The 11,964-nt window shown below is 45.9% G+C and carries 14 protein-coding genes; 5 read left to right on the forward strand and 9 right to left on the reverse strand.

Going from position 1 to position 11,964, the window contains the following annotated elements:
• Nucleotides 1–18 precede the first annotated feature (18 nt).
• The 3 genes from BSZ04_RS02540 to BSZ04_RS02550 all read right to left on the reverse strand — a co-directional run bounded on the left by BSZ04_RS02540 (nucleotide 19) and on the right by BSZ04_RS02550 (nucleotide 2,284).
• Complete coding sequence (locus tag BSZ04_RS02540) at nucleotides 19–750, reverse strand: response regulator transcription factor (protein WP_162531022.1); 732 nt, start codon at nucleotides 748–750, stop codon at nucleotides 19–21.
• Nucleotides 751–895: 145 nt separating this feature from the next.
• Complete coding sequence (locus BSZ04_RS02545) at nucleotides 896–1,591, reverse strand: spondin domain-containing protein (protein WP_088879421.1); 696 nt, start codon at nucleotides 1,589–1,591, stop codon at nucleotides 896–898.
• Between the two features lie 9 nt (nucleotides 1,592–1,600).
• Nucleotides 1,601–2,284 (reverse strand): spondin domain-containing protein, encoded by a 684-nt coding sequence (locus tag BSZ04_RS02550; protein WP_088879422.1) that lies wholly within the window; start codon nucleotides 2,282–2,284, stop codon nucleotides 1,601–1,603.
• 287 nt (nucleotides 2,285–2,571) lie between these two features.
• On the opposite strand from BSZ04_RS02550, the gene BSZ04_RS02555 reads away from it, so the two are divergent.
• The 3 genes from BSZ04_RS02555 to gloA2 all read left to right on the forward strand — a co-directional run bounded on the left by BSZ04_RS02555 (nucleotide 2,572) and on the right by gloA2 (nucleotide 4,428).
• Entirely contained in the window at nucleotides 2,572–3,045 is a 474-nt protein-coding gene (locus tag BSZ04_RS02555) for a hypothetical protein (protein ID WP_088879423.1), read from the forward strand.
• A gap of 77 nt (nucleotides 3,046–3,122) precedes the next feature.
• Nucleotides 3,123–4,052: a LysR family transcriptional regulator gene (locus tag BSZ04_RS02560; RefSeq protein WP_010450944.1), complete on the forward strand. Its 930-nt coding sequence runs from the start codon at nucleotides 3,123–3,125 to the stop codon at nucleotides 4,050–4,052.
• Nucleotides 4,045–4,428 (forward strand): SMU1112c/YaeR family gloxylase I-like metalloprotein, encoded by a 384-nt coding sequence (gene gloA2, locus BSZ04_RS02565; protein ID WP_010450942.1) that lies wholly within the window; start codon nucleotides 4,045–4,047, stop codon nucleotides 4,426–4,428. The genes BSZ04_RS02560 and gloA2 overlap by 8 nt, the downstream gene beginning before the upstream one ends.
• Here the strand turns inward: gloA2 and BSZ04_RS02570 are convergent.
• Both BSZ04_RS02570 and BSZ04_RS02575 read right to left on the reverse strand, forming a co-directional pair.
• Complete coding sequence (locus BSZ04_RS02570; protein WP_088879424.1) at nucleotides 4,408–4,773, reverse strand: hypothetical protein; 366 nt, start codon at nucleotides 4,771–4,773, stop codon at nucleotides 4,408–4,410. The genes gloA2 and BSZ04_RS02570 overlap by 21 nt on opposite strands.
• A 170-nt stretch (nucleotides 4,774–4,943) precedes the next feature.
• The gene (locus BSZ04_RS02575; protein WP_088879425.1) at nucleotides 4,944–6,962 is read right to left on the reverse strand and encodes an alkyl/aryl-sulfatase; all 2,019 of its coding nucleotides are present in this window, start codon (nucleotides 6,960–6,962) and stop codon (nucleotides 4,944–4,946) included.
• 120 nt (nucleotides 6,963–7,082) lie between these two features.
• Here BSZ04_RS02575 and BSZ04_RS02580 point away from each other — a divergent pair, with 120 nt between their 5' ends.
• Nucleotides 7,083–7,988, forward strand: a complete 906-nt coding sequence (locus tag BSZ04_RS02580) for a LysR family transcriptional regulator (protein ID WP_010450938.1) — start codon at nucleotides 7,083–7,085, stop codon at nucleotides 7,986–7,988.
• A gap of 98 nt (nucleotides 7,989–8,086) precedes the next feature.
• Here BSZ04_RS02580 and BSZ04_RS02585 read toward each other — a convergent pair whose 3' ends face one another.
• The 4 genes from BSZ04_RS02585 to BSZ04_RS02600 form a co-directional block, all read right to left on the reverse strand.
• Nucleotides 8,087–8,476 carry a cytochrome b562 gene (locus BSZ04_RS02585; RefSeq protein WP_010450937.1) on the reverse strand — a complete coding sequence of 130 codons (390 nt, stop codon included), beginning with the start codon at nucleotides 8,474–8,476 and terminating at the stop codon, nucleotides 8,087–8,089.
• 100 nt (nucleotides 8,477–8,576) lie between these two features.
• Nucleotides 8,577–9,329 (reverse strand): phosphatase, encoded by a 753-nt coding sequence (locus BSZ04_RS02590; RefSeq protein ID WP_088879426.1) that lies wholly within the window; start codon nucleotides 9,327–9,329, stop codon nucleotides 8,577–8,579.
• An 87-nt stretch (nucleotides 9,330–9,416) separates the two neighbouring features.
• The gene (locus tag BSZ04_RS02595; protein ID WP_038882910.1) at nucleotides 9,417–9,857 is read right to left on the reverse strand and encodes an SRPBCC family protein; all 441 of its coding nucleotides are present in this window, start codon (nucleotides 9,855–9,857) and stop codon (nucleotides 9,417–9,419) included.
• 108 nt (nucleotides 9,858–9,965) lie between these two features.
• Nucleotides 9,966–10,889 carry a DMT family transporter gene (locus BSZ04_RS02600; RefSeq protein ID WP_088879427.1) on the reverse strand — a complete coding sequence of 308 codons (924 nt, stop codon included), beginning with the start codon at nucleotides 10,887–10,889 and terminating at the stop codon, nucleotides 9,966–9,968.
• 145 nt (nucleotides 10,890–11,034) lie between these two features.
• On the opposite strand from BSZ04_RS02600, the gene BSZ04_RS02605 reads away from it, so the two are divergent.
• On the forward strand, nucleotides 11,035–11,931 hold the full coding sequence (locus BSZ04_RS02605) for a LysR substrate-binding domain-containing protein (RefSeq protein WP_038882911.1): 897 nt from the start codon (nucleotides 11,035–11,037) through the stop codon (nucleotides 11,929–11,931).
• Nucleotides 11,932–11,964 lie beyond the last annotated feature (33 nt).

Raw genomic sequence — 11,964 nt, forward strand, 5'->3', positions numbered from 1 at the left:
ATTACTTGGGTAATAAAACTACTGTCGTGGTTGAAACTTGTACCCAACGCCCCATACCGTCTGGATAAAATGATGATCAGTCTCAGGTAAAGACAACTTACTGCGTAAACGATTGATGGTGCTGCACACCGTATGGTGATAACCAGAATGACTGGTATTCCACACATGGTCGAGCAATTCATCTTTACTGTAGACTCTACCCGGGCGCGTCGCGAGAAACTGCAGTAGGGTAAACTCTGTCGCGGTAAGAGTGACGTCCTTGTCATTTAGGGATACCTGATGCAATTCTGGAATAATTCTTAACGGACCAAAATTCATGCTGTCTTCAAGTTCGCTTCTTTCAACTTGTACTTCAACGGTTTGACTCACCCGTCGCAATACATTACGTACTCGAGCTTGAAACTCTAATACGCTAAAGGGCTTGGTAATGTAGTCATCCACACCCGCCTCCAAGCCATCCACTTTATCCATCTCACCATCTCTAGCAGTCAGCATGAGTACAGGGATCCAATCTTGTTGCTGACGTAAATAATGGCAGATATCTAGGCCATCACCGTCTGGCAAACCTCGGTCAAGAATGAGTAAATCAAAAGGTTGTTGTTGGTATTGCGCTTTGGCTTCGGCGACATTCGTTACCCGCGACACTTGGTGTCCTTGAAACTTGAGATGCATTTGAACCAGTTCTGCCAAATCATCATCGTCTTCTACCAGCAAAATGTTCGCGACTAAATTGATTGCCTGCTGTTCCATGGTCCTTTCCCTGCGTCTGAGAATCCTCACTTTGCACATGACCGGAACAAATCAAAATTTCTTTCAAAAAGGTTCCGATGACGCCATGAGGGTTAAAGCGCTCGGCTACAAACGCTTTGGAAAGGAGACGTCATCGGAGCCTGTATTACTCGACTCGGGTGATAGTGAGTTTCGCTCCAGGATTCAGGAAGCGATGGTTCGCAGAAAGCGCAGAATTGGCTAAACCATCATCTTTACTTACCACTCCAGCGTGAAACGCCACTACGTCATTTGTGTCGTTACGAGCGGCATTAAAGCCTTCCCCACCGCCTGCAGGTCCCGGAATGGTGGCCGCAAGTTCATCGTTCAATTCCGTGCCGGAATCCCAGACGTTCATGATCATTTCGTAGCTTTCACCCACCGCCAATGATTTAAGCGATAGGCCCGTTTCCCCAACAAACGCATCGTTGGTGTTCACAAACATGGAAGCGACTGAAACGTAGCCCGCTTTATGTGGGTCAACTGTAAAGCTTACGGAATCACTTCCACCCGGAAGCACTAAACCGTTACCTGACAACGCTTGGTAAATATAGTCATTGGAATCCTTTAGCGCTAACAGCTCGGCATTGCTGCCCCCTTCTGCAAGATGCTCAAGTTCAACAGAAGCGCTTTTGCCAATTTCAAACAGTTTGTATTTGTCATTGTGAGCCAAAATCGCAAGTGGCGACATTGGTTGATTCGCGGTCAAGTTTGCAACGTTAATCGTGTAACGGTATGACTTCACCACATCGTTATCATCATCGCTTGGACAACCGGCGAGTAAGCCGACTGAAGCTGCTACGAGTAAGATTCTGTATTTCATACATCCCCCTTACTTCACAACAATTGTGATGGTTGCAACTGGGTTCAACCAACGATGGCTGCTGCTGTCTAGGTCACTGATGCCGCCAGTTGGATCGCTATCACCAAGGTTACCCGGATGCACGTGAACTTTGTCATTAGTCACTGCAGCTTCAACGCCTGTGCTGCCAGTACCAAAGGTAATGAAAGGTGGGTTTGGCATGCTAGCTTTTAGTTCATCATTGGCTTCTGTACCTGCATCATAACTTCTTAGCGTTGCTCGGTATGTGCCAGCTTCCGTTGGGATTTTCCAGCTATCTAGCCCCACGAAACCATCATTGGTTGGCAGAAGCATCGCACTAAGAGACAAGTATCCATGATCACCACTGTTCATCGTAAAGGTGGTTGCGACACCCGGATTCAAAATACCACCAGCCGGGTTTTCAACCACAACACCACCAGCATTACCAATGACACTAGCAAGACCCGAGATATCACCACCTTCCGCCATTGCTTCTAACTCTGGGGTAGCGACTTCACCGGTTCTGAACATCTTAAGATCAGAGCCATGCGCTGCGACAATCAGTGGCGTAAAGTAAATGCCTTTTGTCGCGTTAGTCACGGTGATTTCCAGTTCTGCTGCATTTACTGATGCAGAGCCTAGTGCCATAGCGACTGAAGTCATGACGAGTCCGAGTTGGGTACGTTTTTTCATTGTGATTCCATCCTTTAATGAGGGTTGAACTACTCAAGTCCATGTTTACGGCTTTACTTCTTTGTTTGTAACTTGAGTAGGTTAAGCATTACGTTTTGAACGTTTTGTGTTCTTGCCTCTAAGAATGACGAGCAAATCTATCAGCAACTTCATCGAATTCTCATAAAATTCTCACAAGTTCTGTTCGATTTTTTTCAGCAGCAATTTTTACTCTTAATCAGCTATTTACACTTCGTACGCTCCCCTCCTACAATGCGGTATTTCCTGTTTAAATCACGATTCTCAGCATGATTCATAACGTACTGGCTGCTTACTACGGCGAAATCTACGGCATCGCTTTTTTCAATCACTACTTGAACCATTACGCCCATGGTGAACAACAAACGCTGTGGCAAACCTTGATTGAAGTAGAAGAGCTCACCGCAGAAAAGCTCAAGCCGGTATTACTGGCAAATGGCATGGATATCGAAAACCGACACCAAGAGATGCTTGATAAAGGCTTGGCAGACGCAACCAAGTGGATAGAGTTGCCATGGCTGGAGTTGGTGGCAACTCTGCTGAAGTGGGTAGAACCTTATGAGACGAAGTACCGAGCGTGGCATGAAGAAGTGAAAGCTTCACAGCAGTATTCAATCGCTGAGCGAGAAGCTATCGAGTTGATTGCGGACCACGAAACAGCTATTTATCACTGTTGGCAGCACTACCATATTGGTGAATCTGGCTTGCCTGCCCTGAATGCCTTCTTAGCAAAATATCGCTAAAGCGAGACAGTGACACTTGAACCGAACAAAACCGTACCAGACAATACCGTTATTCCGCTGCGCAGAACTGAACAAATATGGTTAACCCAAAACTCATTGCCCTACTTCCTGATCTTGCTTCGTTTATCTTAGTGGTAAACGAGGGCAGTTTTACCGCTGCAGCCAAACAGCTCGGCGTGACGCCATCAGCTTTAAGTAAGTTGATCACACGGTTAGAACAAGCCCTCTCGGTGAAACTGTTCGAGCGGACGACTCGTAAATTGATCATCACTCAAGCCGGGCAAAAGGTTTACGACCAAAGCGTCGCAATGGTGAATGCAGCGCAGCAAGCGGTTGAATTATCGGCGGAAGATCATGCCGAACCCACGGGGGCACTCACAGTGGCTGCGCCCGAAGCGTTTCTTAATTCGGTGCTTCAGCCATTTGTGCTGCCATTCCTAGATCGCTACCCAAATATACAGCTTAAGCTGCGTGCCGCTGATGGTGAGATTGATCTTTTCCGCCAAGGTATCGATGTCGCGTTTAAGCTCACCGACAAACCCGATGAGAATCTGGTACTCAAAGAGATCAGCAAGACCAATCTTGTTTTGTGCGCCTCTCCAGATTACCTTACCAAACACGGTATGCCAGAGCATCCGACTGAGCTTGAGCAGCACGATTGTATTTATCTTGCTGAGAACGACAAAGACAACATCTGGTCTTTCTTTAAAGAAGAAGCTTTCCACTCGATTGCCGTGAGTGGACGTTACGCCGTTAACCATTCTCAGATGCGCTTGAATGGCGTGAAGTCAGGCTTAGGAATTGGGATCTTCCACGACTTCGTGATTAAAGACGCGTTAGAACGAGGAGAAGTGGTGGAAGTTCTGTCTGATTGGATGATCAAAAGTAACTACCACGGCGCTATCGCGATGCAGTATGCGCAAACCAAATACATGCCTGCTCGCCTGCGCGTGTTTATTGACTTCGTTAAGGAGCACCTAGTCTCCGGAGAGGTTAACCATGTTTAATGCCATTCACCACGTCGCAATCATTTGCAGTGATTACCCAACATCAAAACACTTTTACACCCAAGTCTTGGGGCTAAAAGTCATTGCTGAAAATTATCGTGAAGCCAGAGACTCGTACAAGCTTGACCTTGCTCTGCCTGATGGAAGCCAAGTTGAGCTGTTTAGCTTTCCGGGCGCACCTAAAAGACCAAGCTTTCCCGAAGCACAAGGGTTGAGACACCTCGCGTTTTTGGTTGATGATGTTGAGCAAGCAAAAGCCTACCTCGAATCGAATGACGTTGAAGTTGAGCCAATTCGGATTGACGAGTTCACAGGCAAAGCATTTACCTTCTTCCAAGATCCAGATGGATTACCTTTAGAGGTTTATCAGAACTAACTTCGGTGGCGCACGTGGAACTGGCATTTCAAATCGCACACTTAGAGCCAAATAAGCGTAGCTGTCCGAAATAACCGAGCTCAGTCGTGAAAGTATCAGTGCAGTTGGAAGTGTATCGTGATGAAAAGTCGAGAAATGGCTAAAAGGACAAGGCTTGCCTTTGTGGCTGACAGAGTTGTCGCCCTTTTCTATCTGAACCAATTCAAAACCGTTAAGTGTACATAGCATCGCCCACACGCCCATGCTGTTACCATGAGCATTGATAACAGGCATCAGCGTTACTAGTACCCAACTTAAGGCACTAGTAACTAGCATTGAGCGATAAAAAGGAATTAATCTACGCATAACGGTGACTTAACAAATTTCACACAGCGTAACCAATTCTGATTGTTAGCTCAAAAAGAGGATCAATAAGTGAACGCTACTTCACAGGTTTTCATGCAAGTAATTATGGAATAGAAACCAAAAAGCCTCAGTGGAAAACACCGAGGCTTTGTTAGTCTAAGATCAATTACTTAATTCGCAGGCATTGGTAGGATTTCAAACATCCCATCAAAGTCATCTAATGTGCTCACCAGTTGAGTAACTAGTTTGGCATTGCCTGTTAACTTCGCCTCACCAGACTTCAATAGGTCATCAAGCGTTGCTTGCCCGAGTACCATCGCCGTCATATCCGCTTTGCTGATTTGCAACGTGACATCTGTAGTTGGCAGTTCATCTACTTGGATGTTCGCCATATTAGAATTAGAAACTTCGCCAAAGTAAGACTCATTTAAGTCTGGGTGGTGAATACCAAAGCTAAAGTCTAATCCCGCCTGCTCTGCTTTTTCCGCATTTAATCGAACCGCAAGGAAGTCCAAGAACATACCCGTTGGGGTATTTGCAATAACGTCTGGAGATGCGAGTTTAATCGATGGCTGAATGTCTCCAGTACGAAGCTCAACCGCCCCTTGCAGGTAAGAGTTACGCCAAGCCATCGTTTCAGACTGGTAGCCTTGCTGCTCGAAGCTATCCGCTAATGCAAAACGGTAGTCGATATTGCTTGGGTCACACTGAACCAGATCATTGAACAGTTGTGATGCCTCTTGGTACTCGCCCTTTTTAAAGTGCGTTTGCCCTGCTTTGAATAAGGTATCCGCACCTGCTGCTTCTACGTAAACACACGACTTCGCTTTGGTTTGCAGTGGGTTGGTGTTTACTGGGTTCATGTCATGGTAACCAAGGTACAAGTTCACTACTGCGCGAGCATTGTGGCTGTAGGAGCCGTGATAGCCATTGGTGTGCCAAGTGTCTTTTTGAGATTGTGGGACGATTTTTTCAATCTCACGCCCAACATCATGAATAGTGACACCATGGTTTGCTAAACGCATCGCTTGGTTGTGGATAAATCCATAGTTGTCACGTTGGAGTGTCATATAATCCGAAATTTCGTTGGTGTCTGTCTTGGCATCATTCCACACTGGTGCAGAGTGAGCAGCATGAATGTTATCAACCAAGCCACTATCAACATAGCGCAACTTAAGCTCTGTCAGATACTTAGTCCAAACCAACGCATCACGCACTTTTGCTCCACGGAAGGTATAGATATTGTGCATACCGTCATAGGTCAGTTCCGCGGTGTTCAGTGATCGATACTCTGGAATATAAAGGACGATTTCTGCAGGTGCTTCAGCCCCTGGCATATTGATCGCGTGGAACTCTAGTCCATCGATGGTGACGACTTTTTCACGCTCTTCAATTTCCTGTGTCGGAGCAACCAAGGTGACTTCACCTCGAGAAGTGCCGAGACCAAGTGCGTTATCGACGATGCCCTGAGTGTTGTTATCCAACGTGGTTCCGTATTGGTAGTTTGCACGGCGGCCCATTGCAGCACCCGCAATCACGTTTTCATCCGCGAGTTCTTTGATAAAGTCATTAGGAGCATAGATTGGTGCACCTTCAACAAAGTCTCCCGATTCAAAAATACCGCGAGAACCACCAAAATGATCCGCATGCATGTGCGAGTAAATCATGCCCGTAATTTTATGTTCGCCATTGATCTTTGGCAGATGCATTTTAGCAAATGCCCATGACGCGGCTGCTGCTTCTTTTGACAGCAAAGGATCGTGAATCACGTAACCATTGTCAGTGCGATAGATAGTCATGTTAGACAAGTCTGCACCACGAATCTGATACACCCCATCCGTTACTTGATACAAACCACCAGCGGCGTAGTTCAGCATGCCTTGACGCCAAATCGATGGATTCACCGACGCTGGTAATTGCTCCACACTCATCTCTGACATGTATTCAAAGCGATTTTTCAACTCGCCTGCTTCGTGAGTGCCAAACTCGGCAATGAGCCCTTTCTTTGTACGTTCAAATGCACTGACGTCTTGCCAAGGTAGATCTTTCGCCAGCGTCGCATTTGCACGCTGAGTATGCTCCGTTGCAGGCTTACCTTGGTAAGTATCTAAGCTGGCGTAGTCCGCTGTTGCAGAAAAAGAAACGAACAGTGCAAGTGAAATCGCTGAGGGTGCAAAACGGTTTGTCATAGTGAGCCTCGTGGTGTCTCGTTATTGGATATGCGTTCACTTTATTTCGTTGACACATCAAAATACATGCATGAAACTTTATTTAAAACATCACCATTTGTTATGTATTGAGAAAAGCTTGTGCAACCATCCAATATCGATCTTAATCTCCTTCGAGTGTTTATCGCGGTTTATCAACACCGTTCAATCACGGTTGCGGCGGATACCATGGGTTTAACCCAGCCAGGGGTCAGTGGCGTGTTGAAACGACTGCAACAGCAGCTAGGCGTACAACTCTTCGTTCGCTCAGGGCGAGGCATAGAGCCTACACATCAGGCTCACGAGTTAGCCCGTCAAGTTGAGCCAGCACTGAATCAAATCCGAAATGCATTGGAAGGAATAGAAAGCTTCTCCACTGAGAACTCCCGTCGTTTTGTGGTTTATACCTCCGAGCCAGTGATGTTAATGCTGCTTCCTAGGATTGAAGCAGATAACACGCTCGGTAACGTTGAGATAGAATTGCACCCGACGCTGTCCAGTGAAACAAAGCTGATCAATAACCTCAATCAACAGAAAGCAGACTTGGCGATCGATTTCGCTCATTACTCTGCTCCTTCCTTTTTCTCTGAATTCTTTTTAAATGATGAGATCTGTCTGATTGCCAGAAAAGGTCACCCAAGGATTCAGCAAACGCTGTCACTTGAGCAGTTCTATCGCGAAAAGCACGTCACACTAAAACTTCGTCGCGAAGACGCCTATCTCGCGGACTTGTTTACCGAGGAATCGATAGAAGAGCGTAAAGTCGCAGCAGAATGTGACTCTTTGGTGTCGCAGATGACGATGATCTCGAACAGTGATTGCTTAGCGGCAACCGTCAAAAGTATCGCCAATCAATTTGCCGAACGGCTGGACTTACAAGTGCTGGATGCGCCTTTCACCAATATCCCTATCAAATATCGACTGCTTGCACATAACCGAATGAAGCACAGCCCTGCAAATATTTGGCTGAGAGATAAGCTCAGGTCGTATTTCGCGGCAGAGTCTTAGAGATAGAGAATCAAATAGAGATAAAGAGTCAAAGGCAGAAAAAAGCCCACCGAAGTGGCAGGCTGATATCGTATTCCTTCAAGTAACTCAGTGAGCGATTAGCCGAACAGCTTGCTCCAAATGCTTGGGTTACGCTTGTCGTGATACTCTTCACGTAGGCTATCGATTTCACGCAGTTGATCTTGCGCTTCTTGTAGCTTGCCCGCATCAAGATCTGCTTCAATCTTGTCTAGCGTTACCGTCAACTTATTGAAGCCTTCTAGATAGAGATCGAACTTCTCTGGCGGGTAGTTACCGCGCTTAGATTGCTCGACGATCGCTTGTAAGCTATCAATGGCAGATTTCATGGTTTCTACATCAGACGCTTCTGCCGCCTGTTTGAAATCCATCTTCATCTGCTTCATGTTTTGTTTTAAATCGACGGCTTCTGCCATTGCATATGTTGAGCCCAACGCAATAACACACCCCAATACTAAAGGACGTAACATCTTCACTTCTCCATTGAATACCGAATTCTGAGTCGGTTTTTTAATGCGAGCAGTGTAAAGCAATCCCTTAACACTTGCATAACCAAAAATGTAATCAAGTTTATGCGTTGCGAATCTCGTCATACTCTGCAATTGGCTTGCGACCACGCAGCTCTAAGAAGGATAAGAATTGTTGTGCTGAGTGAGTGATAACCTTGCTGCTGTCGATGCCGACTCTATCCATTAAATCACCTACTAAGCTCAGGTTACCCACGTCATGACAGAAGTGTGCGTCGCTGCCAGTAGTAAAAAACACACCCAACTTTTTACCGATTTGCGCAATCTCGTGGCAACGGTCCACACTGCCAACACGGCTATTACCTTTCAGTGTGGTGTTGTTGATTTCAATCGCGACGTTGTGCTCTTTCGCGCACTTCAAGACCGCTTCGAAGTCGAAGTCAAAGTTTGGGTTTCCTAGATGACCGAGGGCATCAACGCGACCATTTTTGATGATATTTAAAAGCGCTTCAGTGTGTGTAGCCTTATTAGCAGGGTTAAACACCGGCTCATGAAAGCTTGCGATAACCCAATCTAGATTGCGATCAACACTCGGTGGAATATCAATTTCACCTTCCGTATTAAGGATGTTAGATTCAACCCCACGGATGATAGCAACCCCTTCAAGAAAACGAGGCAGAATTTTCTGGTTAGAGAAAAACCAGTAATGAGGCGCACCCGGCATGGATTCAGCGTGATCGGTCGTACAGAACATATCAAGCCCGTTCTCTTGTGCCGACTTCGCGTTTTCAATCAACGTACTATAAGCGTGGCCGCTAGCGTACGTATGCGTGTGGGTATCAACCTTAAATTCCATCGTCAACTCTCTTGGTGCGCAAATTGGCGGCTATTGTATACCCACAACTCACCTGTCGTCAGCCCAATCTTAGCTTGCAACCTCACCTTACTCTTCGCTGATGGTTTTGATCAAAGGCAGAGCCTTCTCCCAGCCGTGGTTGAACATTGACACAAAATCACTGTGAGTGTGAATGGTTATACTCAACAACAAGCGATCATCCAACGTATCGATCTGATAGATCTCTCGCGATCCGATCCACTTGGACGCTAAGTCTCCATCCAATTGCTGCCGATTATCTGGGTTAAAAATGGCAACATGATGAAACTCCAGTTTTTGTAACGGTTGTACCGTGTCAATTATCGCTCTCGTTCCACCCATATCTGGGTCAAAAAAAGTCATGTCACAACCTTCTTCCCATGCGCCATCAAATTGAGACTGAGGCGAAAAGGCTTGCGCCCATCGTTTGTATAGTTCGACATCGGTCAGCACGCTCCATACGCGCTGAGGTGTCGCAGTAATCTCGACGTGATAGTTTAAAGTCAGCATGTTTTCTCTCCCTGCATCTTTCTTGACGCTAGCTCATTCTGATTAAAAATCAAACAGGCACTGACGTTTACACTTCATTTGTCACAGCTTGCTAGGCTAAACCTATCCTTAAGGTGTTTTAGGTCGCAGTAAACCTATACGGCGTGCCGACAACCTAATCCAGCAGGTATTCATTACCGTCGCTAGGACAATTAAGCTGATACCCATAACCTGACTATCACTCATTTGGTCTTCAAAGAACGCCCATTGCCATATTGCTGTAAACAGTAAGTTAGTGAATATAAGTGGAGCGAGCTGTGAACCACTACTTGCAAGTTGGTAAGCTTTAGAACGAAATACTTGCGTATTAATAATAAGTAACGACATCAGAAATACGAGCACCGTATTGGGCGTTTCAAAAATGCTTATCGACATTGAGCTCATCAACATGCTGGCGTCGTTCACCACGACCAGTGGCAAGATAAACAGAGCTGCTGCGCCAAAGGTCCAAAAGTTGATTTCAAGCGGTGATAAGCCGCTCTTACTTGCTTTGTAGAGCGTCAGTTGAGAACCAGAGTTAAACAGCCCACCAGCTAATCCAAACAGCAAATCGATACGCCATGTAAACTCGCCATCCGAACCAGCCAATAAAATCACACCTGAAAACGCCATAACGAGCGCTACGATGGTCGACATTCGAATCTGACCACGCATAAACAGCTTCTCGACGATTGGCATAAACAGTGGCCCAGTCGCAAATAGCACGACACCTTCAAACAGAGTCAGCGTTTGCAGCGACGCGATAAAACACAACTGACACATTGCGATGAAAAGAGCACGAAGCAAAACCGGCTTAATGGTTCCTACAGTAGGCAAAGTAAGATTCTTAAAGCGCAATATGACCAACAAAATGAGAGCCGGAGTGAAGAAGCGGAGGAAACTGAACATGGTCACGGATAAATCGTTACTGAGCTGCTTTGCTAACAGTCCTGTAACAGATAAACTTAATGTCGACATTAACATGAAGGTGACAGGTTTATTTTCTTCTTTCATTAGATACTCCTTAATTCACGGAGTATTTTAAGAAAGTAAACAAATGAGAAATAGCGAGTAATTTTAAACGTAGTTGTAAGAAAAACTTACAGATTTAAATTATCCAGATACGATCCACCCCATCAAAAGAGAGAGTAATAGCAGCATGCGCAAGTTAGTACCGCTAAAATCCATCTACGCATTTGTCGCCGTAGCGGAGACAGGTAGCATGACAGAAGCCGCCCATTTACTCTCGGTTAGCCATTCGGCGGTCAGCCAGGCCATCAAATCCTTAGAGAGTCAGGTCAACAAACCTCTGTTTGACCGCATCGGCCGCCAAGTCATACTCAACAATGACGGCAAGAAATACTATCGAAAAGTCTCACCAGCTCTTGAGCAAATCGTCGATGCGACAGAGGCTTTGATTCACGATCAAAACTCCATGCGAATTACGCTCAACATGGTTAATTCGCTCGCCTTGCATTGGTGGATACCTCGCATGTCGAGCTTACAAGACTACGCCCCCCAGTTGGATATTCGTTTGTCGAACCTAGTTGGGCAGTTTAGCTTGGAGCAAGAAGGGATTGATGTCGCTGTCGTACATGGCAGCCCAGAAGAGTGGCAAGATTACTACTGTGAAATGCTCAGCGAAGATGAGTTAGTGCTAGTGTGCAGCCCTGAACTGTTAGAGCAATCAGAAAGTCGTGACATCCGCCACCTTTTGTCGGCTTACCCTATCATCGAGGTGACGAATGATCGTCGCAAGCGTGACTGGCAAGTTTGGCAAGAGGAAACTGGACTTCAACGCCCAACTAACATCAAACCGATGACCTTTAATATGTCGATTCAAGCAGTTCAAGCCACGACAAGACGTTTAGGATTGCTAGTAACACACCGATTGTTTGTTAAAGACGACATCAAGTATGGACAGTTAATTGAGCTAGGAGAGCCAGTCGTAAACCCTTATCAGAAATTCTATTTTGTCTGTCCTCCCCATAAACTTAAGCTAGAGTCGATGCATCAACTAAGAGCATGGCTAAAAAAAGAGCTTAACGCTCAGTGAGAACTGGTTAAAAGCTAAAAATAGAAAGAACAT

This window comes from Vibrio rotiferianus (assembly GCF_002214395.1).
GTDB lineage: Bacteria > Pseudomonadota > Gammaproteobacteria > Enterobacterales > Vibrionaceae > Vibrio > Vibrio rotiferianus.

Coding starts and splice junctions, on each gene's coding strand:
- BSZ04_RS02540 (WP_162531022.1), bottom strand. CDS start 750: ATGGAACAGCAGGCAATCAATTTAGTCGCGAACATTTTGCTGGTAGAA.
- BSZ04_RS02545 (WP_088879421.1), bottom strand. CDS start 1,591: ATGAAATACAGAATCTTACTCGTAGCAGCTTCAGTCGGCTTACTCGCC.
- BSZ04_RS02550 (WP_088879422.1), bottom strand. CDS start 2,284: ATGAAAAAACGTACCCAACTCGGACTCGTCATGACTTCAGTCGCTATG.
- BSZ04_RS02555 (WP_088879423.1), top strand. CDS start 2,572: ATGATTCATAACGTACTGGCTGCTTACTACGGCGAAATCTACGGCATC.
- BSZ04_RS02560 (WP_010450944.1), top strand. CDS start 3,123: ATGGTTAACCCAAAACTCATTGCCCTACTTCCTGATCTTGCTTCGTTT.
- gloA2 (WP_010450942.1), top strand. CDS start 4,045: ATGTTTAATGCCATTCACCACGTCGCAATCATTTGCAGTGATTACCCA.
- BSZ04_RS02570 (WP_088879424.1), bottom strand. CDS start 4,773: ATGCGTAGATTAATTCCTTTTTATCGCTCAATGCTAGTTACTAGTGCC.
- BSZ04_RS02575 (WP_088879425.1), bottom strand. CDS start 6,962: ATGACAAACCGTTTTGCACCCTCAGCGATTTCACTTGCACTGTTCGTT.
- BSZ04_RS02585 (WP_010450937.1), bottom strand. CDS start 8,476: ATGTTACGTCCTTTAGTATTGGGGTGTGTTATTGCGTTGGGCTCAACA.
- BSZ04_RS02590 (WP_088879426.1), bottom strand. CDS start 9,329: ATGGAATTTAAGGTTGATACCCACACGCATACGTACGCTAGCGGCCAC.
- BSZ04_RS02595 (WP_038882910.1), bottom strand. CDS start 9,857: ATGCTGACTTTAAACTATCACGTCGAGATTACTGCGACACCTCAGCGC.
- BSZ04_RS02600 (WP_088879427.1), bottom strand. CDS start 10,889: ATGAAAGAAGAAAATAAACCTGTCACCTTCATGTTAATGTCGACATTA.
- BSZ04_RS02605 (WP_038882911.1), top strand. CDS start 11,035: ATGCGCAAGTTAGTACCGCTAAAATCCATCTACGCATTTGTCGCCGTA.